Source organism: Streptomyces sp. B3I8, assembly GCF_030816915.1.
Taxonomy (GTDB): domain Bacteria; phylum Actinomycetota; class Actinomycetes; order Streptomycetales; family Streptomycetaceae; genus Streptomyces.
The window spans coordinates 7,384,521-7,403,974 of sequence record NZ_JAUSYN010000002.1 but is presented as its reverse complement, the minus strand read 5'-3'; the positions used below and the strand labels follow the sequence as shown (position 1 = coordinate 7,403,974).

Sequence of the window (19,454 nt, the reverse complement as noted above, 5' to 3'; positions counted from 1 at the left end):
GGTTCGCGGCGCGGCTCAGTCACGGTGCGGCTCAGTCGTGGCCCTTCCCGTCCACCGGCTCCACGGGGTGCGGCGCGGGCAGGAGGACGGCCTGCAGGGCCGGGCCGAGCCGTCGGACGATCGCCTCGCGCTCCTCCTGCGCGAGCACCGTGACCCGCACGATCTGCCGTCCGACGGTGAGACCGATCAGCATGGAGGCCGCGAGGGCGACGCGGATCGCGGCGTCCTGGCCGTCCGAGCCGAACTGCGCCGCGTCCTCGGACAGCCGGGCCTCGATGAACTCCCTGAGCTGCGTGTTCGCCCGGGTGTTGGTGATCGCTCCGCGCAGCATCGCGCCCAGCGCCGCCGCGTCGGGTCCATCGCCCTCCCAGACGGCCAGATGCGCGCGGACGACCCGCTCACCGACCGACTCGGCGGGGCCGCCGAACGCGCCCGCGATACGGGCGAGCGCGTCCGGGGACAGCGACATCACGGCGCCGAAGAGTTCGTCCTTGGAACGGAAGAACTGCATCACGAGCGCGGCGTCGACGCCGGCCTCCGCGGCGACGGCGCGGATCGTCGTGTCCTTGAAGCCGTTCGTCGCGAAGAGTCGGCGCGCCGCGTCGAGCACCGCCTGACGGGTCGTGTTCCGTCCGGGTCTGCGGCCGCGCCGCGCGGGCGGCTTCGGCTCGTCGGGGTGCTCGGTCATGGGCGTAGTGTACGGTGGCCGCCATATTATCAACGTCCGTTGATATTTCCGTGGAGGAGATGGCACCGATGACGCACACAGGCCTTCTGGCCGGCCCGATCAGCGGTCTCAGGTACGAGACCCCGACGCATCGGGGGCTCACGGGCCCGCGGGGCGAGTTCCGCTACGAGGACGGAGAGCGCGTCGCGTTCCTGGTGGGAGCGGTGCCCATCGGCAACGCCCTCGCGCGTCCGCGGCTCGGCCTCGCGCAGATCGTCGCCCGCGTCGACGGCGACCTCGCCAAACTGCGCGACCCGGGGCTGACGAACATCGCCCGCTTCGTGTTCACCCTCGGCCGCACGGCCGTCCGCGACCACGGCACGCACCTCGCGCCGGAGGTCCACGACATCGTCGGCCGCCGGCCGGTCGACTTCCGCCACGACGCCGATTTCCAGGGCACGGGGGTAGTCGACAAGCTCCGCGCGTTCACCGACGACCCGGTCCTCGTCCAGCTCCTGCGCGACCTGAACGAGGCCGGTGTCTTCGAGGGCACCGAGCCGCGGACGTGGTGCTCCCCGGCGAGCGCCCGCAACGAGGTCCGCCGCAACGCGATGGGCATCCTGCGCTTCCGCAACGTCGAGATCCCCCTGCGCGACGGCGGCCACGTCCTCGCGGACGTCTTCCGCCCCGCCGGACCTGGCACCCACCCGGTCGTCGTCAGCTCAGGGCCTTACGGCAAAGCCTTCAACCACCACTCCATCGCCACCGCGGCGGACCTCGAAGCGCACGAGGTGATGGAGGACGACTACTTCTCGGGCAACCCCGGCGGGCAGGCGTTCGAGAACCACGAGACCGTCAACACCGCCTCCTGGGTCCCCGACGGATACGTGGTCGTACGCGCCGACATGCCCGGCGCCGGCAACTCCCCCGGGCGGCTCGCCCCATGGGGCATCACCGGGGCCGAGGCCCTGCGCGACTGCATCGAATGGGCCGGCACCCAGCCGTGGTCCAACGGCAACGTCGGCACCTGGGGCATGTCCTACCTCGCGATGAACCAGCACCAGGCCGCCAGTCTGCGTCCCGAGCACCTCAAGGCGATGATCGCCATCGGCACGGACGTGGACCTCTACGAGGAGGTCGCCTACAACGGCGGCATCTTCAACGAACAGTTCTGGTCCGTCTGGAAGGCCGCCGGCATCGAGCCCGCGATCGTCGGGGAGCCCGGCATCGCCGACTTCGTCGAGACCCTGAAGAACAGCCCCTTCCGCGACACCGACCCCGACGCCGTCTTCGGGCCACGGGCGGACGTCTTCATGAGCCCCGACCTGTCCGGTGTCACCGTCCCGCTCTGGGCGGTCGCCGCGACGACCCACTCCGCACACTTCCACCAGCTCGGCGGCGCCGGCGCCTACCTGGCCACACCGACACCGCACAAGAAGCTCGACCTGTGGGACGACTGGTTCCAGAAGGCCTACGCCGAGGAGACCACCGCCGCTCACAAGGCCTTCTTCGACCACTGGCTCAAGGGTGTCGACAACGGGATCATGGACGTCCCGCCCGTACGCCTCGAGATACGGACCGGGAACGGCGCCGCCGTCATCCGCCACGAGAACGCGTGGCCCGTCGAGCACACCGACTACCGGCGCTGGTACTTCGACACCTCGACCACGCCGACACCGGAACCGCGGCAGAGCCGGCGCTTCCACCTGCTCGCGACGGCCCCGCCGGCCACGGCCGGCCACGCCTCCTACTCCGCCCAGATCGCCCTCCTTCCTCCCGCCACCGGAGCGGCCCTGCGCGTCGACCCCGCCTCCGCCCCGTCCGACCCGCGCACGACGGGCATCTCCTTCCTCAGCGCCCCGCTGACCGCCGACGCCGTCCTCGCCGGATACGGCAGGGCCGGACTGGTGGTCTCCTCCACCAGCCACGACATGGACCTCTACCTGTCGGTACGGGTCATCGACGAGAGCGGCCACGAAGTCGACTTCACCGGACTGGCCACCAGCGGCTTCGGCGACCGTCCCATCCCGCTGATGAAGGGCTGGCTGAAGGCGTCGCACCGCCGGATCGACGAAGAGCGCACCACCACCTACACCGTCAAACACACCCACCGCGAGGCCGACTACGCGCCGCTCGCCGAGGGCGAGGAGGTGGAGGTCGAGATCGAACTGATCCCCAGCACCGGACTGCTCAGGAAGGGCCAGCGCCTCCGCGTCGACGTCCAGCCCTACGACGGCGTCGCACACGGCATGCACCACGCCTACGACCCCGCCTACCACGACGGAGCCACCAACACCGTCCACACCGGACCGACGCGCCTCGGCTATCTGCAACTGCCCCTCATCGACACCGGCCTGGGCCGCCCGGACGAACAGGCGGGCCGGGAGGGGGCGAGTTGACACCGCGTCCGGAGTCGGGGACGGGGCGCCCGGCTCACGTACGGTGAGCCCGGGGCCCTCCGGGCGGGCCGCGGCGAGCGGTGACCTCACACGGACCGGGAGCAGGAGCGTCGAGCTCCTCACCCGGGACGGCCGGCACACTGCCCCCGGAAGGCCCCGGCGTGCCGCTCGGAGGCGGCCGTCGGCTACTCGAAGAACTTGATGCTCCAGCCGGTGTCGGTGTTCGAACCGGGGACGTTGGCGCGGCGGTACGTGGTGTTGCCCCACCATGTGAACGAGCCGGTGTACCAGTACCGGTTGGCCCACTCGTACGGCGTCCCCTTCGGCACGGCGTGGAACATGAGAGGGAACGTGGGCCCGGCGGGCGGGCTGGTGTCGATGTCACCGTCGAGGAGCACGAAGGTGTGGTGGCCGGGGCCGTTGACGTGGAGCGTCGGGTCCCAGCCGGACATCATGGTCGCGCGGTTGGAGCCGAACAGACAGCCGTTGGACTTGTACCAGTCCCATACGTACGTCGGGTCACCGCCGGCCCGCAACCTGAGATCGGCGATGCAGTACTGCTCGCTCCAGCTCCCGTTGGCGGAGTACGTGATGTGCAACTGCCCGTTCGGGTCCTTGATGGCTTCGGGTGCCTCGTTGATGTACGGGTTGCCCACCACGCGCTCCCAGCTCTCGCGCGGCTGCGAGATGACGTACCGCGAGCCGGCGGGTGTGACCGGGTCGCTCATCCGCGCGATGTAGAGGTTCTGCTCGACGTTGGTGTCGCCGGCCCAGCCCGACCAGACGAACCAGCGCTGCCCGTTGAAGGTGAACAGCGTCCCGTCGATGGCCCACCTGTCGTCCGGCAGCAAGAGCCTCGTCTCGGCGGTGTAGCCGCTGTCCGGGGCGGCCGAGCTGATCACGTACATCCGGTGGGCCGCCCCGCGGCCGGCCGAGAAGTAGATGTAGTAGCGCCCGCCGTCCCGCACGACCTCCGGGGCCCAGATCTCGCCGAGGCCACGCGTGTCCGACCAGACCTGGCGGGCCGACGCCGAGGCGAGACCGGCCGTGGACGAGGCCTGCCGCACGGCGATGCCGCCGCCGGTCGACTGCACCGAGACGTAGGTGCCGCCCACGCGCAGCACGCTCGGGTCCGAGGCCCGCAGGGATGTCTGGTCCGCTCGGGCGGGCGTCGCCGCCGGCAGTGAGATGACGGCGGCGAGTACTCCGGACAGCGCGCAGACCGCGATGCCGGAAAGAAAGCGGGAAAGTCTCATGACCCCGTCCCGTGGTCGTCCTCCGTTGTCGACGCCGCACCGGCGCAGGCGCCGGGTGGGGGCGGCGTCCGGCCGGGATCACGCGGGAGGGAGCTGTGGGGAGTGATTCCGGCCGCCTGGCCCTCGGCTTCCATGGCGCGTTTGCATCGATGGAAGCGCTCTCACAGAGTCCCGACAAGTCCTGAGCATGTCAATAGTCTGGACCAATGTCCAACCGTCTCGCCGCACGCAGCGGAGGCGGCGGCACGCGGCACGCTCACCGCGCGGGCGAAGCCGCCGGGAGTGCTGATCGCCGACGCGGGTCGCCACAGCCCGGTGGCCAAGGCGGTCACGGTGCAGCTGATCAGGCAGCTGCGGGAGTGCGTCCGGGCCGGCATCGAGGCCACCCGGGCCGCCGGCGAGGCAGATCCCTCGCGTTCGTCGAACCGGTGCGGGAGCTGACCGGCGGCGCGGGCGTGCGTGTGGTGTTCGACGCCGAAGGCGCGGCCACCTTCCACGCCTCCATGCAGGTGTTGGCGCGCGCACGGTTCGCTGGTGTTCTACGCGACGGGGCACGGCCGGATGCCCTCGCTCCGACTCGACACGGTCCCTCGCAGCATCGGCATCACCTACCCCGGCGTCGAGGACCACGTCGGCACACCGGAGCAGTTCACCGCACACACGACGAACCGTTCTGGGGTTCGAGCGCGAAGAATCGTGACACCGGCTATGAGGCGGCTTCGGCCCACAGGTCGGTGCTGTGGGCCCCGATGAGAGCGCTGACGCGAGTGAGTACATCACCGACCGGCCGCGGGTCGAGCCGGCGTCCGTCACGCAAGCGCAGTGCGATGTGGTCGTCGGCGGCCTCCTTGGCACCGACGACGGCTTGGTAGGGAACCAGGCGGGCCTCTCGGATCCGGGCGCCCAGACTGCCGCGGTCAGGTCCCGCGATCCGGGCACGCAGTCCGAGACGGGTGCAGCGTCGGGCGAGGGCCTCCGCGTTCGGCAGTTCGGTGTCGGAGACCGGAAGGATCACCAGCTGAGTGGGGGCGAGCCAGGCGGGGAAGGCGCCGCCGTGCTGTTCGACGAGGTGGGCGACGGCTCGCTCCACACTGCCGATGATGCTGCGGTGGACCATGACCGGGCGGTGTCTGTCGCCGTCCGGGCCGATGTAGTGCAGGTCGAACTGCTCGGGCTGGTGGAAGTCGACCTGGACGGTGGACAGGGTGGACTCCCGGCCGGCGCCGTCGGTGACCTGGACGTCGATCTTGGGGCCGTAGAACGCGGCCTCTCCCCCGGCCGCCTCGTAGGGCAGGCCGGAGCGGTCGAGGGCGTCGGTCAGCAGGGCGATGGACCGCTGCCATTTCTCGGGTGCGGCAACGTACTTGCCACCGGGGCCCGGCAGGGAGAGCCGGTAGCGGGTCGGGGTGATGCCGAGCGCCTCGTACGCCCGGCGGATCATCTCCAGCGCCGCCTGCGCCTCCTCGGCGACCTGGTCCAGGGTGCAGAAGATGTGAGCGTCGTTGAGCTGGATGGCCCGCACACGGGTCAGCCCGCCGAGCACACCCGAGAGTTCAAAGCGGTACATGCCTCCCAACTCGGCCATGCGCAGCGGGAGTTCGCGGTAGCTGTGGGAGCGGGAGCGGTAGATCACCGCGTGATGGGGACACAGGCTCGGCCGCAGGACGACCTGCTCACCGCCGAGGTCCATCGGGGGGAACATGTCGTCGCTGTAGTGCGCCCAGTGTCCGGAGATCTCGTACAGCTCCCGCTTGCCGAGGACCGGTGAGTACACGTGCTGGTACCCCGCTCGCCGTTCGGCGGCGCGGATGTACTCCTCCAGGGTGTGCCGTACGGTCGCGCCGTCGGGCAGCCAGTACGGCAGGCCGGCGCCGATGAGCGGGTCGGTGTCGAACAGGCTCAGTTCACGGCCGAGTCTGCGGTGGTCATGGCGGCGGTCGTGCATGGCGGTCTCCTCGCGGACATCGGGCGAGTGACCGCAAGGCGAAGCCCCGGGGCACTCGCCCCGGGGCTTCGGACTCGGACATCTGTCAGCGCGCCGGGACACTCTCCGGCGTCGTCGTCACAGCAGCGCGCTTCATGCCGCAGAAGCTAGCAGGCTGTACCGCTGCGTGCAGGTCATTTCTCGACGGCAGCGCTCGGGCCACCCAGCCATCCGTCACGATGCCCGAAGGACGTGGGTCAACGCGACGGCGACGGCGACGGCGACGAGCTGCGCAAGAGGGGCAGCGGCCGCGCCCAGGTCCGGCACGGGGAGGTGGCGGCACCCCGAGGTTCAGGCGGACAGCGACGCGATCTGCTCGGCTGTGAGCTCCAGGTCGGCCGCGGCGGCGGAATCACGGATGCTCTCCGGGCGCGAGGCGCCGGGGATCGGGATGACGACGGGGGCGAGCGCGAGCTCCCATGCCAGGGTGACCCGGTGGACACTGACACCGATCTCGTCGGCGACCCGCTGGAACGCGCCGTGGCGCTCCGCGAGCTCCTTCGCGTTCGCGATGCCGCCGAGCGGGCTCCACGGCAGGAAGGCGATGCCCAGCTCGGCGCAGTGTTCGAGTTCCTGCAGGCTGGAACGGAAAGCGGGCGAGAACTGGTTCTGCACCGACACCAGCCGGCCGCCGAGCACTTCCCGCGCCACGTCGATCTGCTCCACGTTCGCGTTGGAGATCCCCGCCATCACGATCACGCCCTCGTCCAGCAGCTCGCGCAGCGCGCCGACGGAGTCGGCGTACGGCACGGCGGGGTCGGGGCGATGGAACTGGTAGAGACCGATCGCCTCGACGCCGAGCCGGCGGGCGGACTCCTTCACGGCACGCTTCAGGTACTGCGGGTCACCATTGAGCGTCCACGTCCCGTCACCGGGTCGCAGGTGCCCGCCCTTCGTGGCGACGAGCACCTCCGTGGCGCCCGCACCGTACTCGCGCAGCGCCCGGGCGATGAGCTCCTCGTTGTGGCCGACCTCGCCCGCGTCGCGGTGATAGGCGTCCGCCGTGTCGATCAGAGTGACACCGGCGTCCAGTGCGGCGTGAACGGTGGCGATCGAGCGCTCCGCGTCCGGACGCCCCTCGATCGACATCGGCATCCCGCCAAGGCCCACGGCGGAGACGGCCCGCCCACCGATAGTGCGCTCCCGCATGAAATCCTCCCGGACATCCTCGTGCGTGCGCGGCGCCGTGCGACACCACACCACCCACACTAAAAACCACCGGCTCGGAAGACCAACGCCAGTTCGTGCTGACACCCACAACCACGGCAGGTGAATGGCGTCCCACCAGCGCGAACAGGTGCTGACCGGGCGGTCCGCCCGGCTCCGCTCAGCTGCGCCCGGTGCCCGTCAAGGTGCCCTCGACCACGTCGCGGAGCTGTGCGCGGGCGGTGATGCCGAGTTTGGGGAAGACGCGGTAGAGGTGGGAGCCGACCGTACGGGGGGAAAGGAAGAGTCGTGCGCCGATCTGGCGGTTCGTGAGGCCGCGGGCCGCGAGCTGGACGATCTGTTGCTGCTGAGGGCTGAGTTCGGTGAAGGCTCGGGGCACCGGGCTGTCGGCGGCTTCGATGCCGGCGGCACGCAGTTCGGCCTGTGCGCGGTCGGTCCACGGGCGTGCGCCGAGTCGGCGGAAGGTGTCCAGGGCCGCGGTCAGCAGTGGCCGGGCCTCGGCGATGCGGCGTTGCCGTCTGAGCCATTCGCCGTAGTCCAGGCGGGTCTGGGCCTGTTCGAACGGCCATTGCTCGCCGCCGGTCTCCGCCAGCGCGGCCCGGAAGTGGTGTTCCGCCCGGTGGGGTTCGGCGAGCAGCGCGCGGCCCCGGTGGAGAGTCGCGGTGAGGCGGGCGGACGTGCCGGTGGAAAGGTGCCGCGCCGCCTGTTCGAGGAGCACGGCGGCGTCCTCGCGCGGGCCTCGGCGCACGGCCGTGGCGGCGAGTTCGGCGAGGACGGTGTAGGAGACGTGGTAGTGCACGGGGTCGCCGTCGTCGGTGAAGGCGGAGCGGAAGCGGGCGTAGGCGGTGTCGTGGTCGCCCTCGGCCAGTGCGGCCAGGCCCAGTGCGCGGTGGGCGCCGACGGCGACGGAGCGGCTGTGCGGCGGGTCGACCAGGAGCAGCGCCTGTTCGGCGGCCCGGCGCGCGGCGGCCGGGTCGCCGAGCAGGGCGAGGACCGTCGCGTCGAGAGCGTGCGCGCAGGCTTCGGCGTGGTCGAGTCCGGCGGCCGACGCCACCGTGGAGATCTCGGCGGCCACCGCGCGGGCGTCGGCCCACCTGCCCTGTTCGAGGTAGGCCCAGCCCACGGCGCAGCCCAGGCCGTCCGGGAGTGAGCCGCGGGCCTGCCAACGGTCGGACGCCTCGTCGAAGGTCTGGACCGCGAGGGCGGTCCGGTCCAGGAGCCAGGCCACGATGGCGAGCGCGGTCAGACGGCCGGGGTCGTCGCCGGCCTCGGCGATGAGTCCGGGCAGTGCCGGGGCGAGGGACGCTCCCGCGCCGTTCGGGTCGCAGACGGCCAGGATCCAGGCGCGAAGTGCGTCGCCCTCGTCGGGGTTCGCGTCGTCCGGCACGGCCGAGAGCAGATCCTCGATCCGTTGCCGCTGGGACTCCTCACCCGAGTAGTAGCGGACCACGGCGGCCGCGGCGAGTGCCTCCAGGGCGCGTGACGAGTGGGCGGCCGCCAGCTCCTCGCCGGTGCGGGCCAGCAGGGCGAAGGCCGCCGCGTGGTTGCGGCTCAGCGCCATGAGCTGTCCGGTGGCCAATGCGGCCCCGCTGGTCAGTACCGGGTCCTCGGTGCGTCTGCGGGCCTCGGCGGACAGGTGTTCCACCCAGCCGAGCTGGCCGGTCAGGACGGCCGTGCGGGCGGCCTCGGTGAGCAGGCGCGCCTGGTCGGCCCGGTGCGGGCTCAGCTCCGCGGCGCGGGCCAGGGCGGCCGCGGCGGCCGCGTGGCCGCCCCGTCGGCGGGCCCTGTCGGCGGTCTGCCGCAGGGCGGCGGAGACCTCTTCGTCGGGACGTGTGGTCGCGGCGGCCAGGTGCCAGGCACGGCGGTCGGGCTCCTCGTGCAGCAGCCGGGCGAGGGACAGATGTGCGTGTCTGCGTTCCTCGAAGGACGCGGCGTGGTAGACGGCCGAGCGGATGAGGGGGTGGCGGAAGGAGATCCGGGGGCCCTCCTGGCGTACGAGACCCGCCCGTTCGGCGGACGCCCACACCGGGTCGTCGACCTCGGGGATCCCCCGGGACGCGGCGGGCCCGTCCGTCGCGTCTGCGGCGGCGAGCAGCAGCAGAGGGCGCCGGGCGGCCGTGGGCAGGGACTCCAGTTGCCGCGCGAAGACTCGTTCGAGGCGGTCGGTGACGGGCAGAGGTCCCTCCACGCCGCTGCCCGCGAAGGGCCGGGTCCCGGCGGCACGGGTCAGTTCGACCAGCGCCAGCGGGTTACCGGCCGCTTCCTGCAGGATGCGTACCCGGGTCCGGCCGGAGGGTGGTGCGGGCTGCCGGTCGAGCAGCCGGTTCGCCGCCGCACCGCTCAACGGACCGAGTTCGAGGCGCGCGCAGCCCTTGTCGAGGCCGGGCAGCGCGTCGGCGGAATGTGCTCCCACCAGCAGCGTGACGGGTTCGTCGGCCATGCGACGGGCCACGAAGGAGAGGACGTCGAGCGACGCGCGGTCGATCCACTGGGCGTCGTCGACCAGCAGGAGCAGGGGCGCCGGGTACGACGGGCCTGACAGCTCGAATGGGTCCGACAGGCCTGATGGGTCCGACAGGTCCGACAGCGAGGGGTCCGACAGCGAGGGGTCCGACAGCGAGGGGTCCGACAGGTCCGACAGCAGGGTGAGCACGGCCAGGCCGACCGTCATGCCGTCGGGGGTTCCGGCGCCCGCGTCCAGCCCCAGAACGGTGCGCAGCGCCTCGCGCTGCCGCGCGGGCAGTCCGTCCAGCGCGGCGAGGACCGGGCGCAGCAACTGATGGAGGCCCGCGAACGCGAGGTGCGCCTCGGACTCACTGCCGACCGCCCGCAGTACCCGGCCGCCCTCGCGGCGCACATGAGCGGCCGCGAGATCGAGCAACGCGCTCTTGCCTGCACCGGAGTCACCGGTGAGGAGCAGCACCTCACCGCGGGACCGGCCGGCGTCGAGGCGCCGCATGATCTCCTCGGTCTCGGCTTCCCTGCCCACCAGCGGCACGCCGGGATCCACCAGCGGCACACCGGTGTCGCCGGGCGAGCTCTGGTTCCCTCGAGCCCTTCCACCACTTTCCACGGATGCTCCAGGGGACTTCACACATGCGGAGAACGACCTGAGCGCCGGAGTGTTCCACCCGGCCCTGCCTGCGAGCCGGGCATCGCTCCCGCGACTTCCATCACTCGCAACGTGCGCGCCGGCGAGGGTATTCCGGTCGGCCGGGGCGGGAGGGCCCGCTGAGGGCCGGCCTCGCCCCGGTGCACCCCGGGTTCCCGGTATCCCCGGTGTGCCGGGATGCAGTCGTGTGACGCATACCGGTGCCGCGCGGCCGGATCCAGACTCGCGCTGCGACGCCCTGCCTCGCGGCGTGGATGGCGTTCCTGCTGCTGATCTACGGCTCCGTGCACGCCCGCCGGTACGGCGCGAGGGGGCAGGGCCTGGGCGTCTTCGCCTTCATGGTCTTCTTCCTGGCGGAGTTCAGCGAGGCGCGTGTGGCGACGCTGCCACGGCTGGGTGCGGCCTTCTTCGTGGTTCGGATGCGTCGCGGCCCTGTACGGCCGCCCGGGATTCCTGACGGCGCCCCGCGTTCTGGCCCGGCTGCGGCGCACCGTCGACGCGCGACTGCGGGACGTGGCCGCGCTGCGCGTCGCCGGGCAGGACGCCGACGGGCTCGTGATGTCGCTCGCACGCCCCCTGGACAGGCCGCACGCGGCGGTGCCGCTGATCGAGAGGCTTCTCGGTGAGCGACGTTGTTCCTCACCGGCGGGCTGAGCATGCTGCTCGCCCTGCTCGGCAACTTCTCGACGGGCGTGCTCGTCGTGCGTGTACGGGAGACCGCGCTGGGCGTCTCGTACGGGGTCCTCACCGCCGCCGTACTCGTCCTGCCGCGGCGGGGTCCGTCGCGCGGGCAGGCAGAAGGAGGCCGCCTTCCGGCAGGGGCCCTTCCCGTCGGCGGCCTCCCCGCCGCGTCTCCCCCCGCCCGCCCTCCGGGCCCCCGGCACCCTCCGTGCCCCCGGCTCATCCTCGGGAGGATGCGTCTGGCCCCGAAGCGCCGCACCGGATGCAGTCATGTGACGCATACCGCCGCGCGCCCCGGCCGACGCACCCTTGCTGAGCAGGGTCGTTCAGCCGGCGGACTCGTCCCGGGCGACCCCCTCCTCCCCCGGCAGGAACCCGCGGCCCAGCTCGCGGAACCATTGCGCATTGGAGCAATTCGTGGACACCATCACCCTGGGTGACGTCACCGTGACTCGCGTCTGGGAATACTTCGGTCCGGTCGACATGACACCGGACGTCTTCTTCCCGGAGAGCTCGGCGAAGACCTGGGACGATCACCGTTCCTGGCTGGTGCCGGGCTTCCTGGACGCGCGGACCGAATCCGTCAACTCGGCCATACAGACGTGGGTGCTGCGCAGCGAGGGCAGGACGATCCTCGTCGACACCGGCGTCGGCAATCACAAGGACCGGCCCTACGCGCCGGTCTGGAACCGGCTCGACACCGACTTCCTGGGCAACCTCGCGCGCGCCGGTGTCCGTCCCGAGGACGTCGACATCGTGATCAACACGCATCTGCACATCGATCACGTCGGATGGAACACCTACCTCGACGGCCGGACGTGGGTGCCGACGTTCCCGAACGCCACCTACCTCATGCCCAAGGCGGACTTCGACTACTGGAACCCCGCCAACGAGCACAAGACCCACCTGGGCCGCGGCAATCAGAACGTCTTCGAGGACAGCGTCGCCCCGGTGCACCAGGCCGGCCTGACCCACCTGTGGGAGGACGGCCACCGCATCGACGGCAACCTGCGTCTCGAACCGGCGCCCGGCCACACCCCCGGCTCTTCCGTGCTGCGACTGGAGTCCGGAACGGACCGCGCGCTCTTCGTCGGCGACCTCATGCACAGCCCGGTCCAGATCGTCGAACCCGACACCAACAGCTGCTTCTGCGAGGACCCGGCCGGGGCCCGCGCCACCCGGCGCAGGCTGCTGGGCTCCGCCGCCGAGGACAACTCCCTCGTGATCCCCGCGCATCTCGGCGGCCACGGCGCCGCCGAGGTCGTCCGCGACGGGGGCGGGTTCGCCATCAAGGGCTGGGCGCCCTTCTCCCCGTATGCCGAGGAGAACAACACCGAGCGGTACATCGAGCAGGCCTGAAGCCGGCGGAAGGACACGAGACATGAGCAACCACTCCGCCCCCCTCGTCACCACCGATCGGGGAACCGTCCGCGGCGTGCGCCGGGGCCTCACCAGCGTCTTCCTGAACATCCCGTACGCCGCCCCGCCCCGCGGTGCCGACCGGTTCACGCCGCCCCGGCCGCACGAGCCGTGGGACGGCGTGCGGGACGCCACCGTGCCGGGCCCCACCGCACCGCAGTCCGCGCGCACGCTCGGCACCGTGGACATGACACCCTACTTCGGCACCGGATGGAGCCGCGGCGAGGACTACCTCACCGTCAACGTCTTCGCCCCCGCCCACGCCGGTGCCGGTGCCGGTGCCGGTCTGCCGGTCATGGTGTTCGTCCACGGCGGCGGATTCGTCGCCGGATCGACGCGCTCCGCCCTGTACGACGGCTCCGCGTTCGCCCGTGACGGCGTCGTCCTCGTCACCCTCAACTACCGGCTCGGCATCGCCGGCTTCCTCGATCTGCCCGGCGCACCCGCCAACCGCGGACTGCTCGACGTGGTCGCCGCGCTGCGCTGGGTGCGGGAGAACATCGCCGCCTTCGGTGGTGACCCGGGCAACGTCACCCTCTTCGGCCAGTCTGCCGGGGCGACGATCACCGCCGGCGTCCTCGCCGGCCCCGAGGCCGCGGGGCTGTTCCGCCGGGCGATCGTCCAGAGCGGCAGCGGCCTGGGCGCCTTCACCCCCGAGCAGGGCGCCCGTGTCACGCGGGCCGTGGCCGAGGCCCTCGGCATCGCTCCGCACGTCGACGCCTTCGCGGACATCCCCGACGAACGCCTGGTGGAGGCCGCCTCCGCGCCGGCGGGCATCGACCTGCGGACCGGCACCCACTTCGATCCGCTGATCGGCCTCAGTCCGTTCAGTCTGGTGCTGGACACCCAGCCCGCCGACTCCGTCGCCGCGGGGCTCGGCGCCGACGTCGACCTGCTCGTGGGTACCAACGCGGAGGAGGGCAACCTTTACCTGGTCCCGGTGGGCACGTACGCCGGCTCCACCGCCGCCGACGTCCACGCCGCGGCGGCACGCTCGCACCCGCAGCCGGAGCGGCTCGTCGAGGCGTACCGCGCGTCCCGTCCCGGGGCGTCCTTCGCCGAGCTGCGGTCCGCGGTCATGGCCGACGCGCTGTTCGGCGTGGGCAGCCGCGCCCTGGCCTCCGCGCATGCCGGCCACCCGGACTCCCGCACCTACGCATACGAGTTCGCCTGGCGCTCCCGCGCCCTGAACGGAGAGCTCGGCGCCACGCACACGGTCGAGCTGCCCTTCGTCTTCGACCTCACGGACCTGCCCGAGCTGCACGGCCCGACCGCCCTGCTCGGTCCCGACAAGCCCCCCGCGGACCTCGCCGTCCGCGTGCACGAGACCTGGATCCGGTTCGCCGGGACCGGTGACCCCGGCTGGGACCCGTACGACACCGAGCACCGGGCCACCATGCGCATCGACGGCGACTGGACCCAGGGCGACGATCCGCACGGTCGGGAGCGAGAGGCCTGGAGCTGACACCCCTCATGCGTCACTCCCGGGAACCCACCGTTCCCCCGGCTCCCCGCCCGTCGGCTCCCCGATTCCCTCCCGACTCCCTCAGGAAGAGCGGAACCTCATGACCAGAACCGTCCTCACCACCGAGCACGCGCCCTCGCCGCCGGCCCCGCTGTCGCAGGGCATCCGCAAGGGCCCCGTCCTGCAGGTCTCCGGGCAGCTCCCCTACGACCCGGGCACCGGCGAGATCGCCGGCACCACCGTCGCCGAGCAGACCACGCGGGCCCTGAGCAATGTCACCGCGGTCCTCGAGGCGGGCGGCGGGAGTTCGGGGGATGTCGTGATGCTGCGGGTGTACCTCACCGATCCCGCCCATCTGGCCGAGATGAACGCGGCGTACGCGGCGGCCGTCGGTGAGCCGTACCCGGCCCGCACCACCGTGTACACGCCGCTCCCGCCGGGCGTCCTCGTGGAGGTCGACGCACTGGCGGTACTGGACGACTGAGCGGGAGGCCGGTCGTCCGAACGGGGCGCACCCGCCCAGGAGCGGGCGCGCCGGCGCGGGCGCGGGACGCCCTGTGCGCACCGGTCGGACGGCCGGCACCGTCACGCGTGGGCCGGCACCCGTAACGTCAGCCGTCGAGCGTCAATTGTCGAGCGGCGGCAGCGTCGTCTCCAGCGTGCCCGTCAGGACGTCGCGCACGGTGAAGCGCCGTAGCGTGGCCGCGACCGAGTCGGCGACCGCGCGGTCGAGCGTGGTCAGGCTCTTCTGCACCTGGCGGCCGGTCGCGCAGGCCGGGTCCGGTCCGTGCAGGCCCAGCACCGGGTCGGTGCCCTGGAGCAGCGACCACACCCGGGCGAGCGGGATCCCGGCGGGGTCCACCGCCAGTTCCCAGCCACCACGGACACCGGGCCGCGAGCGCACCAGCCCGGCCTCGCGCAGCGGACCGAGCACACGGCGCACGTACACGGCGTTGACGTTGGCGCTGTTGGAGAGCTCCTCGGAACTGACCGCGTGCCCGTCGGTGACGCCTGCCAGGTACGTCAACACGTGCACGGCGACGGCGAATTGGGTGTTGGTGGATCGGGCCATGGGCCCATCTTGTCATTTCGTAGCCGTCATGACTACGCTTGCCGACATTCGTAATCATCATGACTACAATTAGGTGGACCGATGATCGGTATCACGGGTGCTTCCGGGGCTCTGGGGCGCGCCACCGCCGAGGCCGTGCTGCGTACGGTCGATCCCCGCCGGGTCGTGCTGACCACGCGCCGGCCGGAGGCGCTGGCCGACCTCGCGGACCTCGGTGCCCGGGTGCGACCGGCCGACTTCGACGACGTGCGCGGTCTCACCGCCGCGTTCGAGGGCGTCGACCGGCTGCTGCTGGTCTCCACCGACAACGTGGGCGCGCGCCTGGAGCAGCACCGGGCGGCCATCGCCGGGGCGGCCGCGGCGGGGGTGGCCCATGTCGTCTACACGTCCGTCCCCGAGCCGGTGCCCGGCAATCCCGCCGCCGTGGTCCTCGACCACGCCGGCACGGAGGGGGCCCTGCGCGAGAGCGGACTGCGGTGGACGATGCTGCGCAATCACCTCTACGCGCACCTCCAGGTCTCCGCCGTCGCGCACGCCGCCGCGTCCGGCCGTCTCGTCACCAATCACGGCACGGGCGCGGCGGCGTACGTCACGCGCGAGGACTGCGCCGCGGCGGCGGCCGCGGCGCTGACCCAGGACGGCCACGAGGACCGGGTGTTCGAGGTTTCGGGGCCCGAGGCGGTCACCGCCGGGGACCTGGTGGCCCTGGCCCGGGAGATCGGCGGCCGCGAGGTCGAACTCGTCGCCGTCGACGACGAGACGTTCGCCGAGGGTCTGCGGGCCGCCGGTGTGCCGGAGCTCGACGTCCGGTTGATCACCTCGTTCGGCGCCTCGACGCGTGGCGGGTACCTGGCCGGCGTCAGCAGCGCGTTCAGCGAGCTGACGGGCCGTGCGCCGACGCCCTTCGCGGAGGCGATACGCACGGCACTCCCCCGTCGAGGGGCGTGAGGTCCGTGTCGGCGAGTTGCCGTCGCGCCCGCCGCACACCGGCCGGCGTTCCCCTGCTCCCGCACCTCCCCCTTCCCCCCTCCCCACTGCGCCGAGGCCGCCACGGCCGTATCGGAAAGGTTCGTCATGACCACGGACACCACGAGTGACGCCACCCCCCGCATCACCCCCGACACCACTCCCGACGTCACCTCCGGCGCACTCCGCCTGCGTCGCCTGGGATGGGCGGGGGTGGAGATCCTGCTGGGCGGGACCAGACTGCTGATCGATCCGCTGGAGAACGTCGGGCCGCTGGAGCCCGCCCTGGGAAAGCCCAAGCGGCCTCTGCCTCCCGTCGAGACACCCGGGGGCGTCGAGGCACCCGAGGGAACCCACGTCCTGCTCACCCATCTGCACCCCGACCACTACGACCGTGAGCTCCTCACGCGGCTCGCCGGGTCCGGGACCGTCGGCTGTCACACGCCCGTCGCCCCGGCGCTGGCGCGGGACGGCGTCGAAGCCGTCCCGCAGGAGCGGGGACGGGCACGGCGGATCGGCCCGCTGACGGTGACACCGGTCGCCTCGCTGGACTGGCGCGGCAGCGAGTCCGACCAGGTCGCCTGGGTGGTGGAGGGCGCCGGTACGCGGATCATCCACTGCGGGGACACCATGTGGCACGGCGACTGGTGGAAGATCGCCCGGGACCACGGCCCCTTCGACCTCGCCTTCCTGCCCGTCAACGGGGTCATCGCCAAGTTCGAGGGCTACGAGGCGGACGTGCCGGTCACCCTGACGCCCGAGCAGGCCGTCGAGGCCGCGGCGGTCCTCGGCGCCACCGCCGTCTGCGCCATCCACTACGAGCTGTTCGACAACCCGCCCACCTACGTCGAGCAGCCCGACATCGCCGGGCGGTTCGTCCGCGCCGCCGCGAAGCGCGGCCTCATCGCTCACCTGCCGGGTGACGGCGAGGCGGTACCACTGGTCACGCGGCGGGCGGGGAGGGCCGCCCGGTAGGGCCTGTCTCTCCCTTCCCGTCGTCCGCCCGGAGGGCGGGCCGGGCGGCGTCAGGCGCGCGCTCTGGGGATATCCCCCTGCTCGCGGAGCCGAGAGCCTGGGGAGCGTGCAGGGCGTCGCCCGGCAGACGGGAAGGGAGAGACAGGCCCCAGCCCCTCCCCGCCGTCGCACCGCGGGTGGGCGGTAGTGGTGGTCCGCGGGCCGGAGTGCGCCGCGTTCACGCGCAGCGGATCCCGGTCAGTTCCTCCGAGCGGGCCCAGACGCGGCGGGCCTCGTCCGCGCTGTGCAGGCGGCTGTAGAGCTTCTGCGGCGCGGGCGGGCCGCCGAGGTGGCCGGGTCCTCCGGGGCCGTAGAAGGCGCCGCCTTCGGCCTGCGGCGACGTGGCGGCGTACAGGGCGGGGAGCAGCGCGCTGCGGACCGTGCCGAGGAGGATGCCCCGGGCGGACAGCACGCGGATGACGCGTACGCCGAGGGTGTCCTTGGTGCGCCCCAGCTCGGGGCGGGCGGCGAGGAGACTGGTGGGGGCGATGCCCGGGTGGGACAGGTTGCTGGTGATGCCCCAGTCACCGGCCGCGCTGCGACGGTCGAGTTCCAGGCCGAACAGCCCGGCCGCGATCTTCGACTGACTGTAGGCGCGGCCGCCGCTGTAGGAGCGTTCCCAGTTCAGGTCCTCCCAGTTGATCGCGAACTGGTTCGCCGCGATGCTGATCTGCGTCGTCACGCGGGCGCGGCCGGCCCGCAGCAGCGGCAGCAGGTGGGCGACGAGGGCGAAGTGACCGAGGTGGTTGGTGCCGAACTGCAGCTCGAAGCCGTCCGCGGTCGTCTGCCGCTCGGGCGGTGTCATGACGCCGGCGTTGTTGACGAGCAGGTGGATCGGGCGGTCCTCCGCCAGCAGGGTCTCGCCCAGCGTCCTGACGGAGGTGAGTGAGGACAGGTCCAGCGTGCGCAGCGACACGTCCGCGTCGGGGACCGTCGTGCGGATCGCGGCGAGCGCCGCCTCGCCCTTGCGGGGATTGCGGACCGGCAGGAGCACCTCCGCGCCGGCGGCGGCGAGGCGGGTGGCCAGACCGAGTCCGATGCCGTCGCTCCCGCCGGTGACGACGGCGCGCCTGCCGGACAGGTCGGGGACGGTGATGTCGATGTCGGTACGTGCCATGGGTGGGCTCCCTCGTGGTGTCGGTGCGACCACAATGGCCGGATCCGTCGGGCGGGTGCAGGGCCTGCCGAGCCACTGATCGCCGGGCCGTGGATACGGCGGACACAGCGGACCTTCGTGGCCATTCGCCGATCGGGGCGGTGCGGCGGGAGGGGTGTCCGAGGGCGCCGGGCGTGGGAGGTCGCGGCCGGTTCGTCGGCCGGAGAGGGGGATCGACGATCCGAGGCTGCGCCGCCGCGCCCGCCCGCGCGAGGCGGTAGAAAGGAAGGTGTTCACGGAGGAGACAGACATGGCGATCGACCGGGCCGGACTGGCCGCCTTCCTGCGGCGGCGGCGGGAATCACTGCAGCCCGAGGACGTCGGCCTCCCCCGGGGGCAGCGCCGCAGGACGAGCGGACTGCGACGCGAGGAGGTCGCGGCGCTGTGCCACATGTCGACCGACTACTACGCGCGGCTCGAACGCGAGCGCGGCCCCCAGCCCTCCGCGCAGATGGCCGCCTCGATCGCGCAGGGTCTGCACCTGTCCCTGGACGAGCGCGACCATCTCTTCCGTCTGGCCGGGCTCAGCCCGCCCGTGCGCGGCTCGGCCGGTGACCACGTCGGTCCCGGCCTGCTCCGCATCCTCGACCGCCTCGCCGACACTCCTGCCGAGATCGTCGGCGAGCTCGGGGAGACGCTGCGCCAGACCCCGCTCGGTGTGGCCCTGACCGGCGACACCACGCGGTTCACCGGTCCCGAACGCAGCATCGCCTACCGCTGGTTCGCCCTGCCTGGCACCCGTGAGCGGTACGCGCCGGAGGATCACGCGCACCTCTCGCGCATGTTCGCGTCCGGGGTGCGCGAGGTCGCCACGCTGAGGGGCCCGGGCTCACGGGCGGCGCACTACGCCGACCTCCTCCTGGAGCGGAGCGAGGAGTTCCGTGCCCTGTGGCAGGCCCACGAGGTGGGTGTCGGCCCCCGGCAGGTCAAGCGCTTCGTCCATCCCGAGGTGGGGCTCCTGGAGCTGAACTGCCAGTCACTGCTGGACACCGACCAGTCGCACCGGCTGCTCGTCTACACCGCCGCCCCCGGTTCCGAGAGCCACGAGAAACTGCGTCTGCTGTCCGTCATCGGCGCCCAGACGGTCGGCTGACCG

General features: G+C 72.4%; 15 protein-coding genes. 8 read left to right on the top strand and 7 right to left on the bottom strand.

The features are described from left to right. Positions 1-31: 31 nt before the first annotated feature. On the bottom strand, positions 32-688 hold the full coding sequence (locus QFZ64_RS34665) for a TetR family transcriptional regulator (protein ID WP_307071455.1): 657 nt from the start codon (positions 686-688) through the stop codon (positions 32-34). Positions 689-756: 68 nt separating this feature from the next. On the opposite strand from QFZ64_RS34665, the gene QFZ64_RS34660 reads away from it, so the two are divergent. Then, positions 757-3,066, top strand: a complete 2,310-nt coding sequence (locus QFZ64_RS34660) for a CocE/NonD family hydrolase (RefSeq protein ID WP_307071454.1) — start codon at positions 757-759, stop codon at positions 3,064-3,066. A gap of 185 nt (positions 3,067-3,251) precedes the next feature. Here the strand turns inward: QFZ64_RS34660 and QFZ64_RS34655 are convergent, their stop codons facing one another. The 4 genes from QFZ64_RS34655 to QFZ64_RS34640 form a co-directional block, all read right to left on the bottom strand. Next, on the bottom strand, positions 3,252-4,322 hold the full coding sequence (locus tag QFZ64_RS34655) for a glycoside hydrolase family 43 protein (RefSeq protein WP_307071453.1): 1,071 nt from the start codon (positions 4,320-4,322) through the stop codon (positions 3,252-3,254). A gap of 706 nt (positions 4,323-5,028) precedes the next feature. Beyond that, complete coding sequence (gene thrS, locus QFZ64_RS34650; protein ID WP_307071452.1) at positions 5,029-6,267, bottom strand: threonine--tRNA ligase; 1,239 nt, start codon at positions 6,265-6,267, stop codon at positions 5,029-5,031. 330 nt (positions 6,268-6,597) lie between these two features. Next, on the bottom strand, positions 6,598-7,455 hold the full coding sequence (locus tag QFZ64_RS34645) for an aldo/keto reductase (RefSeq protein WP_307071451.1): 858 nt from the start codon (positions 7,453-7,455) through the stop codon (positions 6,598-6,600). A 178-nt stretch (positions 7,456-7,633) separates the two neighbouring features. Then, positions 7,634-10,546, bottom strand: coding sequence for an AAA family ATPase (locus tag QFZ64_RS34640; protein ID WP_307071450.1), 2,913 nt, complete (start codon positions 10,544-10,546; stop codon positions 7,634-7,636). A 435-nt stretch (positions 10,547-10,981) separates the two neighbouring features. Between QFZ64_RS34640 and QFZ64_RS34635 the strand changes: the two genes are divergently transcribed. The 4 genes from QFZ64_RS34635 to QFZ64_RS34620 all read left to right on the top strand — a co-directional run bounded on the left by QFZ64_RS34635 (position 10,982) and on the right by QFZ64_RS34620 (position 14,634). After that, on the top strand, positions 10,982-11,239 hold the full coding sequence (locus tag QFZ64_RS34635) for a hypothetical protein (protein WP_307071449.1): 258 nt from the start codon (positions 10,982-10,984) through the stop codon (positions 11,237-11,239). A 444-nt stretch (positions 11,240-11,683) separates the two neighbouring features. Further along, positions 11,684-12,625, top strand: a complete 942-nt coding sequence (locus QFZ64_RS34630; protein ID WP_307071448.1) for an MBL fold metallo-hydrolase — start codon at positions 11,684-11,686, stop codon at positions 12,623-12,625. A gap of 22 nt (positions 12,626-12,647) precedes the next feature. Beyond that, positions 12,648-14,150, top strand: coding sequence for a carboxylesterase/lipase family protein (locus QFZ64_RS34625; protein ID WP_307071447.1), 1,503 nt, complete (start codon positions 12,648-12,650; stop codon positions 14,148-14,150). Positions 14,151-14,250: 100 nt separating this feature from the next. Beyond that, positions 14,251-14,634, top strand: a complete 384-nt coding sequence (locus QFZ64_RS34620) for a RidA family protein (protein ID WP_307071446.1) — start codon at positions 14,251-14,253, stop codon at positions 14,632-14,634. Positions 14,635-14,775: 141 nt separating this feature from the next. On the opposite strand, the gene QFZ64_RS34615 is transcribed toward QFZ64_RS34620, so the two are convergent. Next, positions 14,776-15,222 (bottom strand): Rrf2 family transcriptional regulator, encoded by a 447-nt coding sequence (locus tag QFZ64_RS34615; RefSeq protein ID WP_307071445.1) that lies wholly within the window; start codon positions 15,220-15,222, stop codon positions 14,776-14,778. 81 nt (positions 15,223-15,303) lie between these two features. On the opposite strand from QFZ64_RS34615, the gene QFZ64_RS34610 reads away from it, so the two are divergent. After that, positions 15,304-16,170, top strand: a complete 867-nt coding sequence (locus tag QFZ64_RS34610) for an NAD(P)H-binding protein (RefSeq protein ID WP_307071444.1) — start codon at positions 15,304-15,306, stop codon at positions 16,168-16,170. Between the two features lie 126 nt (positions 16,171-16,296). Continuing rightward, a complete protein-coding gene (locus QFZ64_RS34605; protein WP_307071443.1) occupies positions 16,297-17,163 on the top strand; it encodes an MBL fold metallo-hydrolase in 867 nt (288 codons plus the stop codon). Between the two features lie 217 nt (positions 17,164-17,380). Here QFZ64_RS34605 and QFZ64_RS34600 read toward each other — a convergent pair whose 3' ends face one another. Next, entirely contained in the window at positions 17,381-18,319 is a 939-nt protein-coding gene (locus tag QFZ64_RS34600) for an SDR family oxidoreductase (RefSeq protein WP_307071442.1), read from the bottom strand. 289 nt (positions 18,320-18,608) lie between these two features. Between QFZ64_RS34600 and QFZ64_RS34595 the strand changes: the two genes are divergently transcribed. Next, entirely contained in the window at positions 18,609-19,451 is an 843-nt protein-coding gene (locus tag QFZ64_RS34595) for a helix-turn-helix transcriptional regulator (RefSeq protein WP_307071441.1), read from the top strand. Positions 19,452-19,454 lie beyond the last annotated feature (3 nt).